The organism is Candidatus Dormiibacterota bacterium, from assembly GCA_036495095.1.
Classification (GTDB): Bacteria; Chloroflexota; Dormibacteria; order Aeolococcales; family Aeolococcaceae; genus CF-96.
In genome coordinates this window covers 38,214-62,003 of record DASXNK010000067.1, presented here as the reverse complement: position 1 = coordinate 62,003, position 23,790 = coordinate 38,214, and the positions used below count along the sequence as shown (strand labels likewise).

Sequence of the window (23,790 nt, the reverse complement as noted above, 5' to 3'; positions counted from 1 at the left end):
CGCCCGGCAGGGCAGCGTCAGTTCGTGGTCGCCGTCCACCGGCGCCGCACCACGACCACAAGGCCGGCCAGGGCGGCGAGGTCGAGAAGGCCGAAGAGAGGCCAGAGGATGAGGCCGTGTCCGAAGCTCAGCCCCGAGACCAGGCCGACGGTCTCGTCCCGCCGAGCCTGCGGGCCGGAGACGTCCGACCGCCCGGAGCCGCCGCCCGCGCTCTGGGCCGACCCGATCGGGAGGGTGATCGGAGACACGCCGCCCGAGCCGGTCCCTGCGGGCACGCTGACCGGCAGCTGCGCCGTGCCCGATCCCGGGGTGGTGCCGGATCCGGAGCCGGAGCCGGAGGAGGCGCCGGGCGCGGGTGGCTGCGGAGATCCGCTGCCGACACCGGGGAGACCGGGGAGCAGCGCCCCCAGCAGGCAGGTGGAGCCCACCGACGCGGTGCAGCTTGAGCCCAGCAGGCAGAGCAGGTTGCCGACGCAGGCGCCCGGGCTCGAGCCCGCGCCGCTGGAGCCGGCCGGGGCGGTCGGGCCGACCACGCAGGTCGAGAGCAGGGTGGCGACGCAGGAGTTGCCGCCGATCTGCAGCACGCTGCAGAGGAGAACGCAGAGGGCGTTGCTGCTCGGGGCGGGGGACGGGGTGGCCTGGCAGCCGCTGGCGCAGGTGTTGGTCACGCCGGTCGGGGAGCAGGCTCCGAGGATCCCCAGCACGCAGCCGCCCGCGGCGGCCGTCGGGGTGGGCGCTGCCGGGGTGGAGGCCGGCGCCGCCGGCGTCGCGGCGGTGGCGGCCTGCGCGCTCGGCCTCACCGTGGGAGCCGCGGTGGCCTTCGGCTTCGGCGTCGGGGTCGACTGGCCGCAGCCGATGAGCCCCAGCAGGCATCCCGTGGAGGGGATGGTCACGTGGCCCCGGGGGTGCCCCGGCAGCTGCGGGGGCGCGGCGCCCAGGGTGCCCACCCCGGCGGGGATCTCGAAGACCCTCGTCCCCGGCTGGCAGAGTGTCGGCAGCATCTGGCAGACCTGCTGCGGGATGGTGATCCGGATGCCCTCGGTGGCCGCCGGAGCGGAGCCGAGACCGAGCAGGCCGCCGAGCCCACCGGACGTCACCGGCGTGGTCGGAACCGCGGCGAAGACGGTGGTGGCGACCAGCATGCTGTTGCCGCCGAGCAGGCCGAGCGTCACCGTCAGCGCCGCCACCCGGCGCGTCCACGACGCACGCAGGAAGGCCCGTCCCAATCTCCGCATGGCCGAAATCATAGGGTGGCGGACGGCGCCCGAACGGCGGCTGGACAACCGTCACGCGTTCGTCACCGATCGCGCATCGGCGCGCGACCGGCCCGCCAGGACCATCCTGGGCTCCTCGCCCCGGAGCAGCCGGCGGAGGTTCGGCGAGTGCCGCAGGACGATGATCCCGGTGGCCGCCGCGGTGAACCCGAAGGCGGCGGCGCGCGAGCAGCGGCGCTGCGCTCCCCCGGTCCTCGGGCCCGACAGCGCCCAGGCGGCGGCGGTGCCGGCGGTGGCCGAGCCGGCGGCGGCGAGCGAGCCCACCGAGACGATCCGGGTTGTCAGAAGCGCCGTCATCCCGCCCGCCACCGCGGCCCCGGCACCCGGCGGGGAGAGCACGATCAGGCCGCCGAACGCGGTCGCCACCGACTTCCCCCCGCGGAAGTGCGCGAGCGCGGGCCAGGAGTGACCGACCACCGCGGCCAGCCCCGCCGCCGCCTGGCCGGCCGAGCCGGTGCCCAGCGCCCGCGCCGCCCCGACCGCCACCGCGCCCTTGCCGACGTCGAGGAGGAAGACCGCTGCCCCGGCGGCGGGGCCGAGCACGCGCGAGACGTTGGTGGCACCGGTGCTGCCGCTGCCGTGCTCACGGACGTCGAGACCTCGTGCCGCGCGCCCCAGCCAGAGCCCGACGGGGACCGAGCCCACCGAGTATCCCAGCGCGCAGCCGGCGAGGCCCCTGAGGGTGCCGACCATCGCCGCGAGTATAGGGTTCCGCCGGTTCGCTGACGGATACGTCAGCCAGCCAGCACGTCGACGGCGGTGACCGCCAGGCCGGGGGCGTGGGCCAGCCGCCAGCCCCCCCTCGAGCCCGGCACCGCCGCCTCCATCGCCGCCTGGCACCGCCCGGCGGCGGCCTCGGCGACCAGGGCCACGGCGGTGCCCCCGAAGCCGGCGCCGACGATGCGGGCGCCGTGGCACCCGGGGACGTCCAGGGCGGCGGCGACGACCGCGTCGAGCGCCGCGGTGCTCACCTCGTAGTCGTCGCGCAGCGAGGCGTGGCTCGCCGACATCAGCGCCCCCAGGGCGGCGGCGTCGCCGGCGGCGAGGGCGGCGGCGGCGGCGGCGGCGCGTCCGGTCTCGCCGACCAGGTGGCGGGCGCGGCGGTCGAGCGGCGGCGCCAGCCCCGCCGCCTCGACCGCGGCGGGGTCCAGCCCGCGCACCCCCGGGACCCCGAGGGCGCGGAGCGCCGCCTCGGCCTCGGCGCGGCGGCGGCGGTACCCGGCGCCGCCGACGTCGTGGGTCTCGCCGCTGTCGCAGGCCACCAGCACCGCCCCCTCCAGGCCCCAGGGCACCGCCGCGGCCGAGCCGTCGGCACAGTCGAGGAGCAGCGCCCCGCCCTCGGGAAGGCCGACCACGGCACGCTGGTCGAGGGGGCCGCAGGGCACCCCGACCACGTCCCGCTCGGCGGCCAGCGCCACCTCGGCGAGGCGCCGGGGGGTCAGACGCTCGCCCAGCAGCCGGAGCAGCGCCACGGTCACGGCGCAGCAGAGCGCCGCCGAGGAGGCCAGCCCCGCCGCCTCGGGGAGGTCGGCGGCGACCGCGACCTCGAGGGCGGGCACGGCGATCCCGGTGGCGGCGAGCACCACCGCGGGGGCGAAGGCGCGGTCGCCGAGGTCGCCCGCCGGCTCGGCGGCGGCGCGCTCGACCCGGCGCTCGCCGCTCAGCAGCCGCCAGACGCGGTCGGCCGACGGTCGCAGCGCCACCCCGACAGCGCGATCGACGGGGCAGCAGAGCACCCGTCCCCCGGCGTAGTCGACGTGCTCGCCCACCAGGGTGCAGCGCCCCGGTGCCCGGGCGGTGGAGGGCGGCGGGCCGGCCCCGAGGCCGCCCTCCAGCAGCCCGGCCGCGGCGGCCTCCAGCCGGTTCAGAGCTCGATCGACCGCAGCCGGGCGACGCCGGTCCGGAGCGCCAGCCCGGCGGTGCCCGCGGCGATCGCGACCACAGCGGCGTCGCCGGGGGTGAGTGCGCCGGAGCCGAGGGGGGCGTGCGCGTACGGGAGCGCGAGCACGGTGAAGCAGACCGCCAGGTAGGCGGAGCCGAGGGCGAGGAACCCGAGGCTCTGGCCGATGCCGACGCTGCGCCGGGGATCGGTCCAGTCGAGCCGCGGCCGCACCGCCCCCAGGCCGGTGGCGAGGGCGACGAGCCCGGCGATGATCACCAGCAGCCGGAGGCCGGCGAGGCCGACCTCGGCGGCGGGGAGGTGCTCGCGGAGGCCCCCGACCACGAGCAGTCCGAGGCCGAGCCCGGCGGCGACGAACAGCCCGACCGAGAACTTGGCGAGCAGCACCTGGCCGGCCCGGACCGGCGCGGTGCGCAGCAGCCAGAGCCGCCGGCCCTCGGCCCCGACCCCGCGCAGCGCCACCCCGGAGGCGGCGAAGAGCGATGCGAACCCGGCGGTGAGCGCCACCGCGAACCAGGCGGGAAGCCGGGCGGTGGCGGCGCCCGCCGCCGGCGCCTGGCCGGGCACCGCGATGTAGAGGGCGAAGAGGGCGACGGGCAGCACCAGCTGGCCCAGCTGCGAGGCGTCGCGGCGCAGCTCGCGCAGGTCCTTTCGGGCGATGGAGACCCAGACGGTGCGGGGGCCGCCCTCGGCGCCCGGCCGGAGCAGCCGGGTGCGGCTGGGACGGCGGCGCCTCCCCTCCCCCGCCTCGGTGCTGCGCTGGTGGCCGGAGACGAACGCGGCCTCGCCCAGGCGCGAGACCAGCAGCAGCGCGCCTGCGCCGGCGGCGGCGAGCAGCAGGGTCAGCAGGGCGGCGGTGGCGAGCTCGCCGCGCGCCGCCGCCACCACCGCCCGCGCCGCCCAGCCGGTGGGCAGCCAGGCGAGGTCGGCCACCCGGCCCCGACCGGGGGCGTCGAGGGCCAGCGGGGTGGTGGAGCGCATCCCGTCGGGGGTGCGCAGCACCACGTTGACCGCGGTGACGGTGAACACGGTGCCGGTGACCAGGAGCGCGGCGGCCTCGCGCACCCGCCGCGCCGGCATCACCCGCACCGTGGCGATGGTCACCGCGGTGCCCGCCGCCAGCGGCAGCGCGGCGAGGGCGACGGCGGCGAGCGCCACCACCGGGAGGGCGGCGAGGGCCCCCACCGCCGACAGGTACGCCACCAGCCAGGGGCCGGCGAGCAGCGCCGCCACCCCGACCCCGGTGACCAGCTGGACGCAGAGCTTGGCGAGCAGCACCGCCCGCGGCGCCAGCGGGGCGACCAGGAGCATCTCGAGGTCGCGGGCGAAGTACAGGCCGCTGATCGCGAAGCTGACCGAGGTCACCGCCACCACCCCGCACAGCGTGGCCAGGGCCGCCGCCACGGAGAGCTCGAGGCTGCCCGGCGACGGCGCCCCGGCGCCGAGGATGGCGGCGGCGAGGTGGTGGCTGCCGAGCCACCAGGCGACCGCCACGGTGGCGAGGATGAGGGTGCGGCCCCGCTGCTCGGGACCGGCGCGCAGGCAGGCGTTGACCGCCATCCTCGCCCGCACCCCGAGCAGCCGCGGCACCGGCCGGTAGCCGGCCCAGGCGTCGGTCACTCGAGCGCGCGGAGCAGCGGCCGCAGGTCGGAGTCGCCGTCGGCCCCGGTGAGCCGGAGGAAGGCCTCCTCGAGGGTGCCGGCGCCGAGGGTGGTGCGCAGCTCGGCGGGGGTCTCGACCGCCACCAGCCGGCCGTGGTGGACGACCCCGACCCGGTCGCAGAGCAGCTCCGCGACCTCGAGCACGTGGGTGCTGAGGAAGACGGTGCGCCCCTCGGCGCAGAGACCGCGGAGGATGTCCTTCAGCTGCCGAGCGCCAGCGGGGTCGAGGCCGACGGTGGGCTCGTCGAGGAAGAGCACCTGCGGGTCGTGGAGCAGCGCCGCCCCCAGGGCGAGCTTCTGGCGCATCCCCCGCGAGTACGACTGGACCAGGCGCTCGGCGTGGCCGTCGAGGCCGAAGCCGCCGAGCAGAGGGTCGATGCGCGCCGCCTGCACCCGCCGGGGCACCCCGTAGAGGTCGGCGGCGAAGGCGAGCATCTCCCGCCCGGTGAGCCTGTCGTACAGGGCCGGCTGGTCGGGGACGTAGCCGGTCACCGCCCGGGCGCGGAGCGGGTCTGCGACCACGTCGTGGCCGCAGAGCTCGGCGCTCCCCGAGGTGGGCCGGAGCAGGCCGGTGAGCAGCCGGATGGTGGTGGTCTTGCCCGCGCCGTTGGGTCCGAGGAAGCCGAAGAGCTCGCCGGCGGCGACCTCCAGGCTCATCGCGTCGACCGCCACCCGGTCGGCGAAGAGCTTGGAGAGGCCGCGCAGCCGGATCGCCGGCTCGGGCCGAAGCGGCACCGGCATCGCGGCGCTCATCCCGGCGGCTCCGCGGCGAGGATGCGGCGCACCGCGCGCACCTCCTCCTCCAGCCTCCGGTCGTCCCACACCGGCACCGCGGTCGAGGCCTCGGGGGGATCGCGGAGCTCGACCCAGGAGCGGCAGCCGCCGTACTCGGGCAGGTCGGGCACCTCGACCGCGGCGGGAAGGACGCTGATCCGCAGCACCGCCACCACCGGCCGCATCGAGGCGGCCTCGGACAGCTGCCGCTGGCGGAAGCGGAGGGTGAGGTAGCGGGCGGTCCACACGGTGCGCTCCTCGAGGGCGTGCAGCCGCTCCAGCGAGGGCGCCTCGACGACCTCCACCACCTCGGCGAGGGCCCGGAGCGAGACCATCCCCGGGCGGACCGGCCGGGCGTGCCCCTCGGGGCGGCCGGCGGCGACCGCCACCGGGCGGGGCGCCCGGTGCATCCCGGGGACGAGCAGCTCGCGGTACTCCGGCTTGAGGAAGACCCCGCGCTCGTGGAACAGGGTCGGATAGAGCCAGAAGGGCCCGGAGCGGGGCGCGTCGAAGCGGTGACCGGGGTCGTCGAGGCCGCCGCGGCGCACCAGCAGCGCCTGGCGCCCCTGCTCGAGCGCCGCCACCACCACGTCCCACTCCTTCAGCGCGAGGGCGAGCCGGGGCGGGGGCGTCACGAGATGGATCATACGGGTGCCACCGCCGCCATCCCCGGCGCCGGACACGGCACGGACCTGCAACGCGCGCCCACGGCGCCGGCCGGGCCCGAGTAGGCTGTGCCGCCATGCTCCGGCGTCTGGGTCGCGCCTGCCCCCGTCTCCTCGGCTCTCCGTGGGTGCGCCTCGCCGGCACCGGGGTGGGCGCCCTGCTCTTCCTCCACGCCGTCGACCTCGGCGCCGCCGGCCGGCTGATGAGCCACGTCTCGCCCTGGTGGACGCTGCTCGCGGTGGCCCTCGCCGCCATGTCGGTGATCTCGAGCGTGCTCGAGTGGGGGGTGCTGCTGCGCGGCACCGGCCACGGGCTCGACTGGCCGTTCCTCGGCTCCTGGTACCTCAAGGGCCTGTTCGTGAGCCAGGTGCTGCCCGCCGGGGTGGGCGGCGACGCGATGCGGGCGCTGCGCATCGGCCGGATCACCGGCCACGGGCCGATGGTCGCCTCGCTGATCGGCGGCCGGATGGCCGGGACCCTGGGGATGTCGCTCTGGGCGCTCGCCGCGGCGGTGCTCCTCCGCGATCTCCTCCACGTGCCGGTGTTCGCCGGCTTCATCGCCTTCGCCGCCTTCATGCTGGTGGCCTGGGTGCTGGCCCTGCTCGCCGAGCACGTCCGCTGCCGGATCCCCGAGAACCGGCGGGTCGCCCACGCCGTGGGCCGCTTCCTCGGCCCCTTCACCCGCACCTTCGCGAGCTATCGCAACCGCCCCCGGGTGCTCGCCCAGAGCATCGCGGCCGGCGCCGTCGGCTGGGGGCTGAACCTCTTCTCGATGGAGGCCTTCGCCATCGCGCTGGGGCGCGACGTGGCCTGGTCGGTGTTCGCCGTCGCCCTGCCGATCTCGCTGCTCGCCACCTTCGTGCCGATCTCCGCCAACGGCCTCGGGGTGCGCGAGGGGATGGTCTTCGCGCTCCTGGTCCACGCCCATGTGAGCCCGGCGATGGCGGCCGCGCTCAGCCTGTTCGTCGACCTGCAGATGATCCCCTTCGCCGTCCTCGGCGGCCTCGTCCTCCTGCTCGAGCACCGCCTGCCGGCCCGGCCGGCGCGGCTGATGGGGCGGCTCGACCTGGTGCCGGTCCCGGCCTACCCCGACGCCGCCGGGTGGCGGAACAGGTCGCGACCCCCGAACGAGTAGCGGCGCCGGGCGAAGACGAAGGCGATCAGCCCGGCGAGCGTCGCCAGCCCCTTGTCGGCGGCGCGCTGCACCAGTGCGGCCGCCGCGGCGGTGCCCGGGTCGGCGCCCACGGCGATGAGCAGGCCGGCGACGCTCGCCTCGAACCCGCCGAGCCCGCCCGGGCTCAGGGTGATCGCCCCGACGATGTGGGAGACCGCGTAGACGAAGGCGGCGTCCTGCCAGCTGAGGAACCCCGGCCGGAGGCTGTCGACCACCAGCCAGAAGAGGGTGATCGCCACGATCGCGCCGGCGAGGCTGAGCAGCGACCACACCCAGGTGTCCCAGCGCCGCAGCAGCACCACGGTGTCGCGCTGCAGCTCCTCGGCCTGGGGGACGATCCCGCGCACCACGGGGATGCGGCGGACCAGGCCGATCACCCTCCGGAAGAGGGCGCGGTTGGTGAGGATGAGGAGCACCACGACCGTCCCCACCAGGGCGGCGATGATGCCCCCGGCGGCGGCGCGATGGCCGAGCGCGCCGGGCACCGCCGCGGCGACGATGATCAGGGTGTAGACCAGCTCCTGCACGGTGATGGTCGCGACCACCGCCCCGAACTCGCCCCCGGTCGCCTCGCTCACCAGCACCGCCCGGGTGAGCTCGCCGAGGGGGAGCAGGCCGGTCGACTGGCCCGCCAGGTTGAGCAGCAGGGTCCGGCCGAGGGGAAGCCGCACCCCGACCGCCCGCAGCAGCGGCTGCCAGCGCAGCCCCTGGAGCAGGTAGTAGAGCATCGACAGGCCGATGATCCCGGGGATCGACCAGAGCCGGAACCCGGCCACCGACCGCGCCAGCTGGGCCGGGTTGAGGGCCACGATCAGGGTGACGATCGCCGCCACGCCGAGCACCGCCGGGATCAGCGACTGCGGCCGGCGCCACCGCGGCGGCCGGGGCCGGGCGGCTACCCGTCCGTCCTCCGGCCCACCAGCGGCCGCCCCGGGCGCTGGTCGCGAGTGAGCCGCAGCGCCAGCATCCGCCAGGGGTCGCCCTCGCGGCGGGCGTCGGTGAGCGCCCCCTCGAGGCGCCGGAGCAGCACCAGCACCAGCAGCGCGGCGAAGGCGGTCGCCTGCGCCCGGCCCGCCAGCAGCGCCCCCACCGGCGGGAGCAGCAGGAACCCGGCGAGCACCCCGACGGCGATCTGGCGGCTGAGCGCGCCGAGGGCGAAGCAGGCGAGCAGCGCGGCCAGCCCGGCGAGGCTCATCGCCGCCACCGCGCCGGTGGCGACGGCGATGCCCCGACCCCCGTGGAAGTGGGCGTAGACCGGCCAGCCGTTGCCGATCACCGAGCACACCGCGGTGAGGCCGACCACCGCGAGGGGAAAGCCGGCGCGGGTGGCGAGCCACACCGGCAGCAGCCCCTGGAGGAACTGCAGCGGCCCCACCGCGATCGCCAGCCCCGCGTCGACGTTGCGGTAGATGTTGGAGGTGCCGATGTTCCCGCTGCCGAGGGTGCGGACGTCCACCCCGGGACGGGTGATCCGCACCAGCAGCAGACCGACGGGGATGCCCCCGACCAGGTAGGCGAGCAACCCCATCGCCGCCACCGTCCAGGTCGTCACCGGCGCATGCATCAGGGGACGCCCTCGGCCTCGAGGCCCCGCAACGGCATCGCCGCGAACCCGGTCATCCCCGGCCCGGTGTAGGCGCCCATCACCGGGGTGAGCGACGCCACCTCGCTGCGGCCCACCGGCAGCACCTGGTGGAGGGCGTCGCGGAGCAGGGCGGCCGCCTCGGCGGCGGCGGCGTGGACCACGAGCAGCCACACCGGCGCGGTGCTCTCGCCGTGCTGCTCGAGGGCGAGCCGCTGGAAGGTGCGCAGCATCATCCGCTGGCCCCGGACCAGGGCGGCACGGCGTGCCTGGCCGTCACGGAGCTCGAAGATCGGCCGCACCCCGATGAGGTCGGAGATCCCCGCCGCGATCGACGGGACCCGGCCGCTGCGGGCGAGATGCTGGAGGGTGCTGAGGGTGCCGTACATCCGCACCTCCCGCCCCGCCTGGAGCACCCGCTCGCGCACCGCCTCCGAGGACGCCCCGGCGGCGCAGAGGAGGGCCGCCGCCCGGGCCACCAGCCCGTGACCGGCGGCGGCGTTGCCGGTGTCGATGACCTCGACGCTGCAGCCCCTCTGCTCGTCGGCGAGCAGGCGGGCGGCGAGGCTGGCCGAGTCGTGCATCGCGCTCAGCGAGGCCGGGATGGTCAGGCAGACGACGTGGTCGGCCTCCGCCGCCCGGAAGGCCTCGAGGTACTCACCGGGGCTGGGCGTCGAGGTGGTCGGGGTCTCGCCCCCGGCGAGGCGGGCGTAGAACTCCTCGGAGGTCATGTCGACGCCGTCGTGGAAGGCCCGATCGCCGAAGACGATGCGCAGCGGCACCACGTGGACCCCCTGGGCCGGCATCGCCGGGATCACCGCGCCGCTGTCCACCACCAGGGCGCAGCGGCGGCGCGGGGATGTCACGCTGCCGCCCGGGCGGCGCGCAGCCGGGTGTAGAGGTCGACGAGCCGGTCGACACCGGTGCTGAGCGCGTAGTGGTCCAGCACCCGGGCGCGAGCCCGGGCCCCCAGCTCGGCGCGCAGCCCGGGATCGTCGCGCAGCCGGCACAGCGCGTTGCCGAGATGGGGCTCGAGCGGGGTCACCGGGAGGCGGATGCCGGCGTCGCCGAGGGCGGGACCGTCCTCCCCCGCCTCGGTGGCGACCACCGCGCAGCCCGCCGCCATCGCCTCGAGCATGCTCAGGGCCAGCCCCTCGGCGGTCGACGGGAGCACGTAGACGTCGGCGGCGCGGAGCAGCTCGAGGCGCAGCGCCGGGTCGGTGACCACCCCGAGGATGCGCACGTTGGGACGGTCGCCGACCAGCCGGCGCAGCCGCCGGAGGTGGACGCCGCCACCGGCGATCACCAGCACGTGGTCGTCGGGCCAGCCGAGGTCGAGGAAGCTGCGGACCAGCGCGGGGATGCGCTTCTCGGGATCGAGGCGGCCCATGTAGGCGACCACGAACGCGGCGCCGAGCCGCCGCCTGAGGTCGGACTCGCCGGGGCTGATCGCTGCGGTGTCGACGGCGTTGTGGACGACCGTGACCCGGTCGGCGGGGTAGCCGGCGGTGGTGATGAGCTGGCGCTGGTCCTCGCTGAGGGCGACGCAGTGGTCGTAGGCGGAGAGGTTGCGCACGTGCCAGCGGTAGAGGCCGCGGAGCACCCGCCCCCGGGCGCTCCGGGGCTCGGCGTAGGGCAGGTGGAAGGTGGCCACGGTGGCCGCCCCGGCGGCCCGCGCCATCCGGGCGATCTCGCCGTCGAGGTGGGAGAAGCTCCAGGAGCAGTGGACGATGTCGGGGCGCAGCTCCGCGAGCACCCTTTCGATCCGCTCCCGCGACCCGGGGAGCGACACCGTGAGGGTCTTCACCCGCACCGCGCGGAGCCGCACCGACGGGGCCGGGACCACGTCGCCGTCGACGTCGTGGGAGATGAAGCGGACCTCGAGCCCGCGGGCGGCGAGCGCCCCGACCTGCTCGCGGCTGTACGTCGACAGACCGTCGGCGCGGCGCCCCTCGGCGTGCCCGAACCACGCCACCCGCAGCCCCGCGGCGCTCACCCGGCGCGGTCCGGACGCGATGCGGCGCCGTGAGTCGGGGACGAGAGGGCGACGACCATCCCCCGACGAGGATACTCCAGCGTCCCATGGGCAGGTCCGGACGCGCCAAACGGTGCCGCCGGCCCGGGCCGGCGCTCACGCCGGATCAGCGTAGACCTCGCCGAACGGGTACCACTGCTCGGGATGGCGGCGCACCGCGACCTCGAGCGTGGACGCCACCCGCTGCATCACCTCGGCGTCGTCATCCCCTCGCCCCACCGCCATCGGGGGGTGGATCTCGAGCTCGTATCCCCCCTCCGCCCTCCGGCAGACGGCGGGCAGGAGCGGAGCCCCGGACACCCGGGCCAGCCGGGCGGGGGCGGCGGTGAATTCCACCGGGCCGCCGCAGTAGTCGACCACCACCGTGGGCCCGCCGCCGGGGATGTCGCACAGCAGGCAGAGGAAGCGCCCGCGGCGCAGCGCCCGGAGCAGCCCGCGGGCGGCGCTCTCGGGGGTGAACACCTCGAGCTGGTTGCCCTCGCGGGCCCAGAGCACCAGGTCGGTGATCGCCGGCGGGCCGACCGGCGCCATCACCGTGGTCAGCCCGACCCCGTAGGCCACCGCCACGTTGGCGGCCATGTCCCAGCTGCCGTAGTGGCCGAGAACGAGGATGCCTCCGCGACCCTGCTCGTGCAGCGAGAGGACGTTCGAGGCGCCCACGATCCGGGTGTGGCGCGACACCCTCGCACTGTCGAGCTGGAGGGCCCAGAGAAAGTCGGCGATGGTGCGTCCATACTCGCGATAGGACCGGCGGGCGCGGCGCCTGGCCTCGCGCTCGTCGATGCCGGGGTCGTTGCGGCGGTGGTTGGCCGCGACCTGCCGGCGCTGTCCGCGCGCCGAGGCCCAGGCGCAGAGCCCGACGGCGTCGGCGACGGCGTACCGGGCGGGACCGAGCGCACGCGCCAGCGAGGTGGTGAGCCGCAGGCCACCGCGCAGCAGCGGATGGGGAAGAGCCCTGCTCAGTGGATCGACCCGGCGCCACCTGAGGCGAGGCTGAAGAGCGGCTGGGCGGCGGCCCCGAGGAGCACCGTGCCGAGCGCGCAGAGGCCGATGACGGCACGCACCATCCCGCCGGCCGAGGGCAGCGGAGCGGCCCCCTCCGCGGGCTGGTCCACGAACATCAGCCGCAGCAGCCGCGCCGCCGAGACCGCGCCGATCACCGAGGCCACGAGGGCGATCAGCACCAGCCAGGCGTAGCCGGCGAGGACCGCCGACTCGAGCAGGAAGAGCTTGGCGAAGAAGCCGATCATCGGCGGCGCGCCGACCAGCGACACCACTCCGAGGGCGAGCATGGCGGCGGCCAGCGGGCTGCGACGGCCGAGGCCGCGGAGGCTGCCCAGGTCGTCGTCGACGACCCCCTCGAGCACGGCGAGCACGGCGAACATCCCGGCGACGGTGAGGCCGCCGGTGGCGAGCGCGAAGATCAGCGCGGCGACCCCCTTCTGGTCGGGGGCGGAGCCGAGCAGCCCGAGCAGCAGGAACCCGGTCTGTCCCGCGGCCAGCAGGCCGATCAGCCGGCGCAGGCTGCCCTGGGTGAGCGCGGCGAGGTTGCCGTAGAGGAGGCTGACCGCCGCCACCAGCGCCACCAGCGCCGTCCAGGTCGAGGTGAGGTCGACGAAGGTGGCGGTCACCACCCGCGCCAGCGACCCCGCGACCGCGGTGCCGCCCACCCCCAGGGTGAGCGCGGCCACCGGGGCGGGCGCTCCCCGGAGGCCGTCGGGCAGCCACTGATGGAAGGGGACGGCGCCGAGCTTGGTGAGCAGGGCGCAGACCACCAGCCCCATCCCCAGCGCCGCCGCCGGCGAGGCGTGGCGGATGCCGCTGGCCACGTCGACGAGCACCGTGCTCCCGCCGACGCCGTAGAGGAGCGCGAAGCCGTAGAGGAGGACGGCGCTGGCGGCGGCGCCGATCACCAGCTGCTTGACCGCCGCCTCGCTGCCGCGGCGGTCGGTCTTGACCATCGCCACCAGCACCGCGAGGCAGACCGAGAGCAGCTCCAGGGCCACCCAGAGCGCCGCCATCTCGCGCGCCGCCACCAGCAGGGAGCCGCCGAGGACCGCGAGAAGGATCAGCGCGTGGTACTCGGCGACGTGGGTGGCGATGCGCGACAGCAGCGGCCCCGAGGTGGCCACCGCGAGGAGCGCGAGGAAGCACATCACCGGCACCAGGAAGGTGGTGTAGCGGTCGACGACCAGCCCGTCGGAGTAGGCGCGGTAGCCGGCGTCGGGCATGCCCCGAAGGTAGGTGAGCTGGATCGCCCCCGCGGCCAGCAGGGCCACGACGGTGATCAGCCGCACCGGCCGCGGCCGCGCCGCGCGGCGCAGCGCGAGGGAGCCGAGGAGCAGCGCGCCGAGCAGCAGGATGCCCTCGGGGATGAGGTCGACGGCGAGGCGGAGCGACGATCCGTGCATCCCTCAGCCTCCGGTGAAGCGTGCGACGACCGACTGCACGCCGTTGTTGATCACCGGGAGGACGCGCCCCGGCAGCAGGCCGAGGATGACCACCGCGATGGCCAGGGGCAGCAGGTAGGTCAGCTCCAGGGTGCTGGCGTCCCGCAGCCGGGTGAACGCCTCGCGGCTGGGGCCGAAGAAGACCCGCTGCATCGTCCAGAGCACCCAGCCGGTGGTGACCAGCGTGCCCGCCATCACGATGACCGTGGCCGCGCGGTGCACCGGGAAGCTGCCGGTGAAGATCATCAGCTCGGCGACGAAGCCGGCGAGGAAGGGCAGCCCGATCACGGTGAGGCCGCCCAGCACCCAGAGGGCGGCGAGCTTCGGCATCTGCCCGGCGAGCCCGCCCAGGCGGGCGATGCTCCGGGTGCGGGTGCGCTCCTGCACCGCACCGGCGAGCAGCAGCAGGAGCGCGCCGGCGAGGCCGTCGGCGACCAGCATGAGCACGGCGCCGTTGAGGGCGATCGCCGAGGCGCTGGCGATGGCGAGGAGCACCATCCCCATCTGACCCACCGCCCCGTATGCGAGCAGCCGGCGCAGGTCGTCCTGGCCGAGGGCGGCGACCGCCCCCCAGAGCGCGGTGATCACCGCCACCACGACCATCACCAGGCCGAAGCGGTGGGAGGCGTCGGGGAAGGCGGTGAGGGTGACGCGCATCAGACCGTAGCCGCCGAGGGTCATCACCGTGCCCCGCAGCAGCACCGCCACCGGGGTGGTGGCCTCGGCGAGGGCGTCGCGCGCCCAGGTGTGGAACGGCACCACCGGCAGCACCAGGGCGAAGCCGAGGAAGCTGAGCCAGAACCCCAGGGAGCCGATGCCCGCGCTCAGCTTCACGGTGTTGTCACGGACGAAGTCGAAGCTGGGCGGGCTGGCGTTCACCTTGGCGGCGAGCAGCAGCGCGGTGGCCGCCAGCAGCGCCAGCCCCACGGTGGCGAAGCCGAGCTGGCGCCAGGCGGCGCGGGTCCGCTGCGCTCCCCCGCCCATGGCGACGAGCAGGAAGGCGGGGAGCACCTGCATCCCCCAGAAGAGCACCAGCACGAGGTAGTCCATCGAGCAGAGCACGCCGTTGACGCCGGTCTCCATCAGCAGCATGAGGACGAGGTAGAGACGCAGCTGGGCGACCACCCGCCAGGAGGCGATCATCGCGATCACGAAGAGCAGGGTGCTGAGCAGCAGCAGGGGCAGCGAGATGCCGTCGACGCCGAGGTGGTAGTTGCTCACCACCGGCAGCGCGGTCAGCCAGGGGCGCTGCTCCTCGAACGAGGTGGTGCCGCCGATGAAGTCCTGCCCGATCTGATAGTTGAGGCCGAAGGTGGCCAGAAGCAGGGGGATGGCCGCGCCCGCCAGGGCGACGAGGCGGAGGCGGCCGCGCTGCTCGTCGGTGCGTTCGGGCAGGAACAGGAGCACGAGCATCGTGGCCGCGGTGGTCCAGATCAGCGCGCTGAGCAGGACGGTGGGGAACTCGCCGGCGGTGGTGGCGGTGCCGGTGCCCGTCCCGGTGCCGGTGCCGGTCGCCCCGGTGGCGCCGGTGGCGGCGAGCACCAGGTGGAGCGCGTTCACCGGGACGCCCCCACGCCGGGGAGGTGCCCGGTGGCGGCGAGGGTCACCCCGAGGGCGAGCAGCGCGGTGGCGGCGACCGCGGTCAGCAGGTAGCTGCTGAGCCTGCCGGTCTGCAGCCGGCGGGCGCCGCCGGCGGCGACCTCCAGGCCGTCGGCGACGGCGTCGGTGACCGGGTCGACGACCCTGCGCTCCAGCAGCGGCGGCAGCGCGGCCGGGCGGGTGATCAGCAGCTCGGCGGCCCGCGCCCGCAGCGGCTCGAGGGCGGCGGCGGCGGCACCGAGCGGCACCGCGGCGGCCACCCGCGCCGCCAGCCCGGCGGCGGCCTGGTCGCGCCGCGCCCAGATCTGCCAGCCGACGGCGGCGCCACCCGTGCCCAGCAGCGCGGTGAGCAGCAGCGCCACCACCGAGAAGGGCTCGTGCTGGGGCGTCGCCCCGGCGAAGACCACGTTCCCGAAGGTGGCGCGGATCCCGGGGATGCCGGCGAGGCCGACCACCACGCTGATCCCGCCGAGGACGATCAGGGGCGTCCGCATGCCCCGGGGCGCCTCCCGGACCTTCTCCGGCTGGAAGCCCCGGCGCCGTGCCGGCGCGCCGAGCATGGCGACGCCGAACATGCGGACCAGGGCGAGCGCGCCCAGCCCCATCGCGGCGAGGACGGCGATCAGCAGGAGCGCCTGGATCACCCCGGGGGCGGAGGCGCCGTTGGGCAGCCGGTTGCGGAGCACCCCGCCGACCACGCCGTCGAGCGACCAGAAGCCGGAGAGCAGCACCACCCCCGCCGAGCTGGCGCAGCCGGCGAGCATGGCGCGGGAGGTCCAGGGCATCCGCTCCCAGACCCCGCCCAGCTGGCGGATGTCGCGGGTGCCGTAGGCGCGGGCGACGTTGGCGGCGGCGAGCACCAGCAGCGCCACCGCCCACGCCTGGGTGAACAGGTGGAACACCCCGGCGCTCAGCGCGCCCACCCCCAGCCCCACGAACGCGAGGCCGAGGTGGCTGGAGGTGGCGTAGGCGATGATCCGCTGCATGTCGGTGTGGCCCAGCGCCATCACCGCGCCGGCCACCGCGCTGAGCGCGCCCAGCACCGCGAGGCCGGCCAGCACCTGCGGCACCTCGAGGAACAGCGGGTAGGCGCGCGCCACCAGGAACACCCCCATGGTGGCGACGGTCGCGGACTGGATCAGCGCCGCCGCCGGCGGGGGGGCCTCGGCGGTGCCGGCGAGCCAGCTCTGCACCGGCAGCTGGGCCGACGTGACCGCGGCCGCGAGCAGCAGCAGCAGGGCGGTGATCACCAGGGTGCGCGGGCCCACGCCGGCGACGGCGCCGAGGTGTCCCCGGTGCCACTCCTGGCCGAGCACGGTGAAGCTCAGCGGGTCGTTGAGGTCCTGGCCGGGGGGGTTCGGCAGCAGGGCGACGTTGGAGGCGAACTTGACGTAGGTGACCACGAGCGCGAGCAGCAGCGCGACGTCGCCCACGCGGGTGACGAGGAAGGCCCGCCGGGCGGCGCGCAGCACCTCCGGCCGGTCCCACCAGTGGCCGATCAGCAGCCAGGAGCAGACCGCCACCAGCTCCCACATCACGTAGAGGTGGAAGTAGTTGGGGCTGGAGACGAAGGCCAGCATCGCGAAGGTGCTGAGGGTGAGGAGCGCGAAGTAGCGGCGCAGCCCGGCGTCGCCCCGCATCGACACCACCGAGTGGATCTGCACCAGCAGGCTGATCAGCGCCACCACCGGCATCATCACCGCGCTCAGCCCGTCGACGCGGATGCCCAGCTGGGGATGGAAGTCGCCCACCACCCCGCCGCCGAGGTCCTGGTTGGGGGCGAAGGTGATGAACGTGATCACCGACTGGTAGGGCGCGGCGTTGTTGTGCCCGAGCCGGTAGACGAGCAGCACCAGGGAGAGGAGCAGGGTCACCCCGGTGCCGGCGATGCAGAACAGGGCGGCGCGCCGTGGCACCTCGGGCAGGTAGCTCAGGATGCAGGCCGCGAGGGGCACCAGCACCACCGCCCACGCCAGGTTGTACATGCGCGACTCCTATCCGGAGAGCTCGTCGAGCTCGTCGACCTGGACGGTGCGGTGCCGGCGGTAGGCGAGCAGCACCAGGGCGACGGCCACCACCACCTCGGCGGCGCCGCCGAGGATGGCGAGGAAGGCGAGGGCCATGCCGTCGAGGGGCTGGGCCGAGGCGTCGCCGAAGCGGGCGAAGCCGACCATGGCGATCTCGGCCCCGGCGAGCATCAGCTGCAGCGCCAGCAGCACCCCGAACAGGCTGCGCCGCGCCAGCACCCCGTAGACGCCGGCGCCGAAGACGAGCGCGCTCACCACCACCAGGTGGGTGATGCCGATGGTCACCCGCCGTCCCCCTCGGCGGGCAGCGCCGCGGCCACGCCGGGGTCGCCGGGGCGGCGGCCCTCGCGGGCGCGGATGCGGTCCTCGCGGCGGCGGCGCACCCGTTCCTCGCGCTCGGCGCGCTCGCGCTCGGCACGGTCCATGTCCCGCTCCATCCGGTCGCGGCGGGCGATCACGGTGGCGCCGACGGCGGCGGCGAGGAGGAGGACGCCGATCCCCTCGAAGGGGAGCGCGTAGCTGTTCAGCAGCACCCGCCCCAGGGTGGCGGTGGTGCCGTGGTCGATCAGCTCGGAGGGATAGGCCCCGGTGACCCAGTCGCCGCGGCTGGCGGCGGCGGCGGCGATGATCAGGGCGGAGAACCCGGCGCCGAGGCCGAGGGCGATCGGCCAGCGCTTGAGCACCGCGCTGAGCATCGGCCGGCGAGGTGACTCGGCGTCGTCGCCGGGCCCGGGCGGGTCGGTGGTGAGCACCATCCCGGTGAGCACCACCGCGGGCACCACCCCGGTGCAGACCAGCACGGCCAGCCCCGCCACCAGGTCGGCGCCGACCACCAGGAGCAGCAGGCCCAGCCCGAGGCCGAAGCCGGCGAAGGCGAGCACGGCGGTGCGCAGGTCCTTGACCGTCACCACGGCGATCGCACCGGCCAGGGCCGCGGCGGCGCCGAGGTAGAACAGGGGGCCGTTCACGCTCACCGGCTCATCCCCAGCCGCGGGAGCCGGCGCGGGCCACGTAGAGGGCGGCGGCGCCGAGCAGCGCGGCGAACAGGAGCATCTCCGCCACCGCGTAGCCGTGGTCCAGCCCTCCCAGCGCGACCACGAAGGGCACGAGGCAGAAGAGGAGCACGGCTCCGAGGGTCAGCTGGAGGAGCCGGGGCAGCTCCGGGACGGCTCCGCGCGCCTCGGACGCCACCCCCCCGAGGGCACGCGCACCCGCCAGGAGGCCGAGCGGCAGGACGATCCCCACGACGATGGAGATGGCCACGGCGGAGAGGGACGGCACGGCGCGCCAGTATAGAGAGCACCGCGGTGGCCCACTCGGTGGACCGGCGATCAGACCGCGTCGTCGTCCTCGAGGCGGGGCAGGGGCTGGGCTCGCGACCCCGGGGCGGCGGGAGGGGCCTCGAAGAAGAGCACCAGCGAGGTGCCCGCGACCGAGAGCAGGAGCCCGGCCAGGGTGACCGGGGTGACGTGGAGCCCGAGCACCGGGATGCCCACCCCGGCGTCCCAGGGGCCGGGCACCTGGCGGGCGGCCTCGTCCCTCCCCACCCGGCTGACCGCGTCGGCGGTGGGAAAGCTCCGCTGCCCGACCACGCCGAGGACCACCAGCAGGCAGCCGGTGGCGCAGATCAGCCAGAGCCGGCCGCCGCGGCGGAGCCCGGCGCGCAGGGCGTAGGCCCCGGCGGCGCAGGCGAGGACCACGGTGGCGGTGCCGATCAGGATCTCGGCGGCGCTCGGCTGCATGGCGCGGAAGCCTACAGACTAGGCGGAGCCTGAGATCGTCCCTCCGCCGAGCACCTCGTCGCCGCGGTAGAGCACCACCGGCTGGCCGGACGCGACCTGGGAGGCGGGGGGGTCGAGGCGGATCCGCAGGCTGGAGGCGCCGGCCTCCTCCACCCGCGCCGGATGGGCCTCGCCGTGGGCGCGCAGCTGGGCGGTGCACCCCTCCCCCACCGCCGGGGGATCGCCCACCCAGGAGCAGGCGGTGGCCACCACGGCATGGCGAAGGAGTGCCCGCCGGGGGCCCACCACCACGGTGTTGCTGGCTGCGTCGAGGGCGATCACGTGCAGCGGGGTGGCATCGGCGCGGCGGGGCGCGATCCCGAGCCCGGAGCGCTGGCCCACGGTGTAGAAGGGCAGGCCGCGGTGCTCGCCGAGGGTGCCGCCGTCGAGGTCGACGATCGGCCCGGGCTGGAAGCGGCCGGCCAGCCGCCGCTCCAGCTCCTCGCGGATGCCCTCGTCGACGAAGCACAGCTCCTGGGAGTCGGGCTTGGCGGCGACCCCCAGCCCGAGGTGGCCCGCCTGCTCGCGCACCGCCTGCTTGCTGGCGCTCGCGCCCACCGGGAACACCGCCTGCCCCAGCCGGTCCTGGCCGAGCTGGTACAGGGTGTAGGCCTGGTCCTTGCGGGGATCGGCGCCCCGGTGCAGGGTCCAGGAGCCCCCGCGGCGGCCGACCCGGGCGTAGTGCCCGGTGGCGAGGTGCCCGGCGCCGAGAGCGAGGGCGCGCTCGAGGAGCACCCCGAACTTCACCCGCTGGTTGCAGCGCACGCAGGGGTTGGGGGTGCGCCCGGCGGCGTACTCCGCCTCGAAGTCGGCGATCACCGCGGCCTCGAACTCCTCCTCGAGGTTCCAGACGTAGTGGGGGATGCCGAGGCGGGCGGCGGTGCGGCGGGCGTCGGTCACGGCGTCGACGCCGCAGCAGCCGCGGTCGCGGGTGACCTCGGGCCGCCGCGGCCACATCGCCAGGGTGATGCCGACCACGTCGAGGCCGCGGGCCACGCAGCGGGCGGCGGCGACCCCGGAGTCGACCCCGCCGGACATCGCCACCGCGACGGTGGCGCCGTGGGGGACCAGGTCGAGCGGGTCGTCCGGGACCAGGGGCGCGGCCGCCGGCGCCGGCCTCATGTGGCCAGCTCGCCCTCCACCGGGTCGACCCGCACGCCGAGGCCGGAGCACCAGGCGAGGCCGCGCTCGACGTCGTCGGGCTCGCCCTCGACCTCGAGCACCACCCAGCCCTCGTCACGGGTGACGTCGGCACGGCGGATGTTGGTGACCACGGCGAACCGGCTGCCCAGCTGATGGATCACGGGCTCGGTCACCAGCCGAGGGCTGAAGGTGAGCCGGACCCGTCGACGCGCCACCTCGCCGCTAGCCGGCGCTGGAGAGCCCCCCGGCGACCGCGGGAACGATCGAGAGGTCGTCGTTCTCGCCGACCGGGGTGTCGAGGCCCTGCCCGAAGCGGATGTCGGCGTCGTTGAGGTAGATGTTGATGAACTGCCGCAGCTGGCCCTCGGGGCCGTAGAGGCGGTCGTTGAACCCCGGGTAGCGCGCGTCGAGGTCGCGCAGCACCTCGGACACGGTGCCGCCGTCGACCTCGACCTCGGGCTTGCCGTCGGTGAGCCGGCGAAGCGGCCCGGGGACGCGGATGGTGACTGCCATGTGTCGTGCTGACCTCCTGCGGCGGATGCCGGACCGCCTCTGAGTATACCGGCGCCCGTTTGCCCGGGCGTCCGCTCAGGCGGGGGCGGCGGTGGCGGTGGTGACCCGCCGGCCGGCGAGCGCGGGGTCGTCGGCGGCCGCCCCGAACCGGTCCCGGAAGGCCCGCACCGAGGGCGGGATCGCGTCCTCGAGAACGGAGCGACCGTTCAGCACCTCGGCGGTCTTCAGCCCGTGCCCCGTGATGTACGCGACCACGGTCTCGTCGCCGCGCCAGCGCCCGGCGCGGGCGAGCTTGGCGAGCACCCCGACGGTGACGCCGCCGGCGGTCTCGGTGAAGATCCCCTCGGTGCGGGCGAGCAGCTCCATCCCCTCGAGTATCTCCTCCTCGGTGACGGTGTCGACCACCCCACCGGTGCGGCGGGCGATCTGGACCACGTAGCCGCCGTCGGAGGGGTTGCCGATGGCGATGGACTTGGCGATGGTGTCAGGCCTGACCGGAACCACGTGCCCGTCGGCGCGCTGGAAGGCGGCGGCGACCGGCGAGCAGCCCAGCGCCTGGGCGCCGGTGAGCCGTGGCATCGCGGCGCCGGAGCCGGTCACGAGGCCGAGATCGATGAGCTCGCGCGCGGCGCGGTTGTGCTTGACGAACTGGCAGCCGGAGGCGATCGGGATGATGATCTCGTCGGGCAGCCGCCAGCCCAGCTGCTCGGCGGTCTCGTAGGTGAGGGTCTTGCTCCCCTCGCTGTAGAACGGCCGGATGTTGATGTTGCAGAAGGCCCAGTCGAGGAGGTCGACCAGCTCGGTGCAGAGCCGGTTGACCTCGTCGTAGTTTCCGTCGATGCGCACCATCGTCGGCTTGAACACCGCCGTGGTGGCGACCTTCGCCTCCTCGAGGTTGGCGGGGATGAAGACGTAGCCGCGCAGCCCGGCGCGGGCGGCGTAGGCGGCGACCGCGTTGGCGAGGTTGCCGGTGCTGGCGCAGGCGATGGTCTCGAAGCCCTGCCGGCGCGCCCACGACACCGCGACGCTGACCACCCTGTCCTTGAAGGAGTTGGTGGGGTTCATGGTGTCGTTCTTGATGTAGAGGTTCTTCAGCCCCAGCACCTCGCCGAGGTTGGGGGCGTGGACCAGGGGGGTGAAGCCCTCGCCGAGGGTGACCGGCTCGTCGTCGTCGAGCTCGACGGGGAGCAGGTCCCGGTACCGCCAGATGCTCGGCGGCCCGGCGCTGATCGACTCCCGCGAGACCCGGCGGGCCACCTCGGCGTAGTCGTAGCGGACGTCGAGCGGCCCGAAGCACAGGTCGCAGACGTGCGTCGGCGACACCGGGATCTCGGTGCCGCACTCGCGGCATTGCAGTGACAGGATGCGGGACAAGGCTCGATCAGTCTAGCAGGGGCCCCATTCTCGGCCCCCGTCCCTAGGGGGCCGCCTCCAGCTCCACCACCAGCGGGCTGCGCTCGGCACGGTCGGGCGCGCCGGCGACGAGGTCGTCGTAGGCGAGCTGCGACCACGACTCCATGTTCAGGTAATGGCGGCGCATCGCCTCGAGGCCGAGCACCTCGCCCTCGAGCTTCTCGGTCTCGCGCACGGTCACCCTCCCGGCGCGGGGCTCGACCAGGAAGACCAGGCCGAGGTGCACCTGCGACACCGGGGTGGTGTCGTCGTTGAGCAGGGCCACCAGCCGCGCGGTGGCGGGGCTGGGGCAGCACACCTCCTCGCGCCACTCGCGTCGCAGGCCGCCGATCACCGGGTCGCCGGCGACGCCGTCACCCGGGTTGATATGGCCGCCGGCGCCGAGCGAGTAGAGGTGGTGCAGCCGGCTCTCGGTGGAGCTGCGCAGCCGGCGGGTGAGCAGGTAGGTGCCGTCGTCGTGGCGGACGATGCAGTAGGGGATCACCTGCTGCTGGGTGGGATCGTCCTCGACCAGACCACGGGGCCGGTACTGGGCGGCGGCCCGGATCGTGCGCAGCACCCGCTCCAGCCCGGTGGTCACCAGACCGTGCCAGGCGCCGTCGGGGAAGATGGTGCGGCGGGGGATGCAGAGCACCTCCTCGCCGTGGCGCCCGCCGGCGGCGCCGGTGGCGCGGGTGCCGGTGCGGACCGATGTGGTGGCCACCTGTCACCTCTGAGCGCTGGCGTCGACCCCAAGTCTACCGAGCGGAGCGATCATCCCTCAGCTGCTCTCCGCCGCCCCCCGGCCGGAGCTGGTCAGCTGGAGCGCCCGGTCGATGCCCGGCTCGTCGGGCACCAGCCCCGCCCCGGTGGCGCTGCCGTCGTCGAAGAAGCAGAAGGAGAGGGGCACGCCGGCGGCGATCTGGACGATGCCGCAGTCGTACTGGACGCCGTTGCGGCTGCGGTGCTGGAAGTCGCCGGTGTTGAAGCCGACCTGCGAGGCTCCCTTGATGAAGCCCTTCTCGAAGTTGCCGAGGCCGTTGCCGCGCGACCTCACCACCACGAAGATGAAGGCGGGGACCTGGTCGCGCCCGTAGACCCCCACGAGCATGCCCTCGCCGTCGGCGCCGGCGTTGCGGCGCGCCTGCTGGGCGAGGGCGTCGACGGTGGCGCCGTGGATCTGGGGCAGCCCTTCGACCGAGGCCGGGGTGGTCAGCGCCTGGGAGTCACGCCCCCGGAGGACGAGGATCAGCACCGCCACCAGGACGATGAGAACGACCACCGCCACCACCAGGATCCGGGTGGTGGGCAGCGGCTTCGACGCCGACGGGGCCGGGCCGGGCGGGGGCGCCGGTCTCGACGGCGGTGGCTGCGCCGGCTGGGAGGCGCCGGTCGACGGGGTCGACCAGGCGGCCGAGCCGGCGCCGACCGCGGGCGGCGAGTAGGCAGCCGGGGTGGGCGCCGGCGGCGGTGTCGCCGGGATCGCCGGCGGCGAGGAGGCGGAGGGTGCGGGCAGGGACGGCGCCGGGGCGGCGGCGGCGGGTGCCGGGGCCTGCCAGTCCGAGGGCGGGGCGGTCCACGGGGCGATCGGCTCCGACCACGAGGGCGCCGTGGGCTTGGCGGGCACCGCGCCCGCCGGGTCCCAGGCTCCCGCCCCGCCGGGGGCCTGCGCCGCCGCGGAGGGCCCGGCCGCCGTCGCCGGGGGCGCCGGCGCCGCGGGCGGCGCGGCGCTGCCGGGACCGGCGGACCCGCACTTCCAGCAGGCCACGGCGGCGTTCTTCGAGCCACAGCTCTCGCAGGTCCACAGCTCCATGCGTGA

General features: G+C 75.7%; 25 protein-coding genes. 1 reads left to right on the top strand and 24 read right to left on the bottom strand.

The genetic code is table 11. The features are described from left to right. Positions 1-17: 17 nt before the first annotated feature. The 6 genes from VGL20_07290 to VGL20_07265 are packed head-to-tail and all read right to left on the bottom strand — an operon-like array spanning position 18 to position 6,244. Positions 18-1,235 carry a hypothetical protein gene (locus VGL20_07290; GenBank protein ID HEY2703479.1) on the bottom strand — a complete coding sequence of 406 codons (1,218 nt, stop codon included), beginning with the start codon at positions 1,233-1,235 and terminating at the stop codon, positions 18-20. Between the two features lie 51 nt (positions 1,236-1,286). Then, positions 1,287-1,967 carry a glycerol-3-phosphate acyltransferase gene (locus VGL20_07285; GenBank protein HEY2703478.1) on the bottom strand — a complete coding sequence of 227 codons (681 nt, stop codon included), beginning with the start codon at positions 1,965-1,967 and terminating at the stop codon, positions 1,287-1,289. 41 nt (positions 1,968-2,008) lie between these two features. Then, positions 2,009-3,109, bottom strand: coding sequence for a galactokinase family protein (locus VGL20_07280; protein HEY2703477.1), 1,101 nt, complete (start codon positions 3,107-3,109; stop codon positions 2,009-2,011). Between the two features lie 29 nt (positions 3,110-3,138). Continuing rightward, the gene (locus tag VGL20_07275) at positions 3,139-4,794 is read right to left on the bottom strand and encodes a hypothetical protein (GenBank protein HEY2703476.1); all 1,656 of its coding nucleotides are present in this window, start codon (positions 4,792-4,794) and stop codon (positions 3,139-3,141) included. Next, positions 4,791-5,588 carry an ABC transporter ATP-binding protein gene (locus tag VGL20_07270; GenBank protein ID HEY2703475.1) on the bottom strand — a complete coding sequence of 266 codons (798 nt, stop codon included), beginning with the start codon at positions 5,586-5,588 and terminating at the stop codon, positions 4,791-4,793. Before VGL20_07270 ends, VGL20_07275 begins: the two co-directional genes overlap by 4 nt. Beyond that, the gene (locus VGL20_07265; GenBank protein ID HEY2703474.1) at positions 5,585-6,244 is read right to left on the bottom strand and encodes a DUF1802 family protein; all 660 of its coding nucleotides are present in this window, start codon (positions 6,242-6,244) and stop codon (positions 5,585-5,587) included. The genes VGL20_07270 and VGL20_07265 overlap by 4 nt, the downstream gene beginning before the upstream one ends. 107 nt (positions 6,245-6,351) lie before the next feature. Here VGL20_07265 and VGL20_07260 point away from each other — a divergent pair, with 107 nt between their 5' ends. Next, the gene (locus VGL20_07260) at positions 6,352-7,410 is read left to right on the top strand and encodes a lysylphosphatidylglycerol synthase transmembrane domain-containing protein (GenBank protein HEY2703473.1); all 1,059 of its coding nucleotides are present in this window, start codon (positions 6,352-6,354) and stop codon (positions 7,408-7,410) included. On the opposite strand, the gene VGL20_07255 is transcribed toward VGL20_07260, so the two are convergent. The 18 genes from VGL20_07255 to VGL20_07170 all read right to left on the bottom strand — a co-directional run bounded on the left by VGL20_07255 (position 7,359) and on the right by VGL20_07170 (position 23,784). Next, positions 7,359-8,291: a lysylphosphatidylglycerol synthase transmembrane domain-containing protein gene (locus VGL20_07255; GenBank protein HEY2703472.1), complete on the bottom strand. Its 933-nt coding sequence runs from the start codon at positions 8,289-8,291 to the stop codon at positions 7,359-7,361. The genes VGL20_07260 and VGL20_07255 overlap by 52 nt on opposite strands. A gap of 53 nt (positions 8,292-8,344) precedes the next feature. After that, positions 8,345-9,013: a glycerol-3-phosphate acyltransferase gene (locus VGL20_07250; protein HEY2703471.1), complete on the bottom strand. Its 669-nt coding sequence runs from the start codon at positions 9,011-9,013 to the stop codon at positions 8,345-8,347. After that, the gene (locus VGL20_07245) at positions 9,013-9,897 is read right to left on the bottom strand and encodes a DegV family protein (protein ID HEY2703470.1); all 885 of its coding nucleotides are present in this window, start codon (positions 9,895-9,897) and stop codon (positions 9,013-9,015) included. The genes VGL20_07250 and VGL20_07245 overlap by 1 nt, the downstream gene beginning before the upstream one ends. Next, the gene (locus VGL20_07240) at positions 9,894-11,027 is read right to left on the bottom strand and encodes a glycosyltransferase family 4 protein (protein HEY2703469.1); all 1,134 of its coding nucleotides are present in this window, start codon (positions 11,025-11,027) and stop codon (positions 9,894-9,896) included. The genes VGL20_07245 and VGL20_07240 overlap by 4 nt, the downstream gene beginning before the upstream one ends. A gap of 135 nt (positions 11,028-11,162) precedes the next feature. Beyond that, a complete protein-coding gene (locus tag VGL20_07235) occupies positions 11,163-11,972 on the bottom strand; it encodes a lysophospholipid acyltransferase family protein (protein ID HEY2703468.1) in 810 nt (269 codons plus the stop codon). Between the two features lie 53 nt (positions 11,973-12,025). Then, the gene (locus VGL20_07230) at positions 12,026-13,477 is read right to left on the bottom strand and encodes an NADH-quinone oxidoreductase subunit N (protein HEY2703467.1); all 1,452 of its coding nucleotides are present in this window, start codon (positions 13,475-13,477) and stop codon (positions 12,026-12,028) included. A gap of 3 nt (positions 13,478-13,480) precedes the next feature. Then, positions 13,481-15,076 (bottom strand): NADH-quinone oxidoreductase subunit M, encoded by a 1,596-nt coding sequence (locus tag VGL20_07225; protein HEY2703466.1) that lies wholly within the window; start codon positions 15,074-15,076, stop codon positions 13,481-13,483. Next, complete coding sequence (locus VGL20_07220; GenBank protein HEY2703465.1) at positions 15,073-17,100, bottom strand: proton-conducting transporter membrane subunit; 2,028 nt, start codon at positions 17,098-17,100, stop codon at positions 15,073-15,075. Before VGL20_07220 ends, VGL20_07225 begins: the two co-directional genes overlap by 4 nt. Positions 17,101-17,109: 9 nt before the next feature. Then, positions 17,110-17,427, bottom strand: a complete 318-nt coding sequence (nuoK, locus tag VGL20_07215; GenBank protein HEY2703464.1) for an NADH-quinone oxidoreductase subunit NuoK — start codon at positions 17,425-17,427, stop codon at positions 17,110-17,112. Beyond that, a complete protein-coding gene (locus VGL20_07210) occupies positions 17,424-18,116 on the bottom strand; it encodes an NADH-quinone oxidoreductase subunit J (protein HEY2703463.1) in 693 nt (230 codons plus the stop codon). Before VGL20_07210 ends, nuoK begins: the two co-directional genes overlap by 4 nt. 4 nt (positions 18,117-18,120) lie before the next feature. Beyond that, positions 18,121-18,423 (bottom strand): hypothetical protein, encoded by a 303-nt coding sequence (locus VGL20_07205; GenBank protein HEY2703462.1) that lies wholly within the window; start codon positions 18,421-18,423, stop codon positions 18,121-18,123. A gap of 50 nt (positions 18,424-18,473) precedes the next feature. Beyond that, positions 18,474-18,884 (bottom strand): hypothetical protein, encoded by a 411-nt coding sequence (locus VGL20_07200; protein ID HEY2703461.1) that lies wholly within the window; start codon positions 18,882-18,884, stop codon positions 18,474-18,476. Between the two features lie 18 nt (positions 18,885-18,902). Beyond that, on the bottom strand, positions 18,903-20,045 hold the full coding sequence (gene mnmA / locus VGL20_07195; protein ID HEY2703460.1) for a tRNA 2-thiouridine(34) synthase MnmA: 1,143 nt from the start codon (positions 20,043-20,045) through the stop codon (positions 18,903-18,905). Next, entirely contained in the window at positions 20,042-20,281 is a 240-nt protein-coding gene (locus VGL20_07190) for an NIL domain-containing protein (GenBank protein ID HEY2703459.1), read from the bottom strand. Before VGL20_07190 ends, mnmA begins: the two co-directional genes overlap by 4 nt. A 7-nt stretch (positions 20,282-20,288) precedes the next feature. After that, positions 20,289-20,579 carry a MoaD/ThiS family protein gene (locus VGL20_07185; protein ID HEY2703458.1) on the bottom strand — a complete coding sequence of 97 codons (291 nt, stop codon included), beginning with the start codon at positions 20,577-20,579 and terminating at the stop codon, positions 20,289-20,291. Between the two features lie 75 nt (positions 20,580-20,654). Then, complete coding sequence (gene thrC / locus VGL20_07180; protein ID HEY2703457.1) at positions 20,655-21,953, bottom strand: threonine synthase; 1,299 nt, start codon at positions 21,951-21,953, stop codon at positions 20,655-20,657. 43 nt (positions 21,954-21,996) lie between these two features. Continuing rightward, the gene (locus VGL20_07175) at positions 21,997-22,695 is read right to left on the bottom strand and encodes a hypothetical protein (protein ID HEY2703456.1); all 699 of its coding nucleotides are present in this window, start codon (positions 22,693-22,695) and stop codon (positions 21,997-21,999) included. Between the two features lie 57 nt (positions 22,696-22,752). After that, on the bottom strand, positions 22,753-23,784 hold the full coding sequence (locus VGL20_07170) for a hypothetical protein (protein HEY2703455.1): 1,032 nt from the start codon (positions 23,782-23,784) through the stop codon (positions 22,753-22,755). Positions 23,785-23,790: the final 6 nt, after the last annotated feature.

What these genes read in the sequence shown, in the direction of transcription:
- VGL20_07290 (HEY2703479.1), bottom strand. Translation starts at nt 1,235, where the DNA reads ATGCGGAGATTGGGACGGGCCTTCCTGCGTGCGTCGTGGACGCGCCGG.
- VGL20_07285 (HEY2703478.1), bottom strand. Translation starts at nt 1,967, where the DNA reads ATGGTCGGCACCCTCAGGGGCCTCGCCGGCTGCGCGCTGGGATACTCG.
- VGL20_07270 (HEY2703475.1), bottom strand. Translation starts at nt 5,588, where the DNA reads ATGAGCGCCGCGATGCCGGTGCCGCTTCGGCCCGAGCCGGCGATCCGG.
- VGL20_07260 (HEY2703473.1), top strand. Translation starts at nt 6,352, where the DNA reads ATGCTCCGGCGTCTGGGTCGCGCCTGCCCCCGTCTCCTCGGCTCTCCG.
- VGL20_07250 (HEY2703471.1), bottom strand. Translation starts at nt 9,013, where the DNA reads ATGCATGCGCCGGTGACGACCTGGACGGTGGCGGCGATGGGGTTGCTC.
- VGL20_07230 (HEY2703467.1), bottom strand. Translation starts at nt 13,477, where the DNA reads ATGCACGGATCGTCGCTCCGCCTCGCCGTCGACCTCATCCCCGAGGGC.
- VGL20_07220 (HEY2703465.1), bottom strand. Translation starts at nt 17,100, where the DNA reads ATGTACAACCTGGCGTGGGCGGTGGTGCTGGTGCCCCTCGCGGCCTGC.
- VGL20_07200 (HEY2703461.1), bottom strand. Translation starts at nt 18,884, where the DNA reads ATGCAGCCGAGCGCCGCCGAGATCCTGATCGGCACCGCCACCGTGGTC.
- mnmA (HEY2703460.1), bottom strand. Translation starts at nt 20,045, where the DNA reads ATGAGGCCGGCGCCGGCGGCCGCGCCCCTGGTCCCGGACGACCCGCTC.
- VGL20_07185 (HEY2703458.1), bottom strand. Translation starts at nt 20,579, where the DNA reads ATGGCAGTCACCATCCGCGTCCCCGGGCCGCTTCGCCGGCTCACCGAC.
- VGL20_07170 (HEY2703455.1), bottom strand. Translation starts at nt 23,784, where the DNA reads ATGGAGCTGTGGACCTGCGAGAGCTGTGGCTCGAAGAACGCCGCCGTG.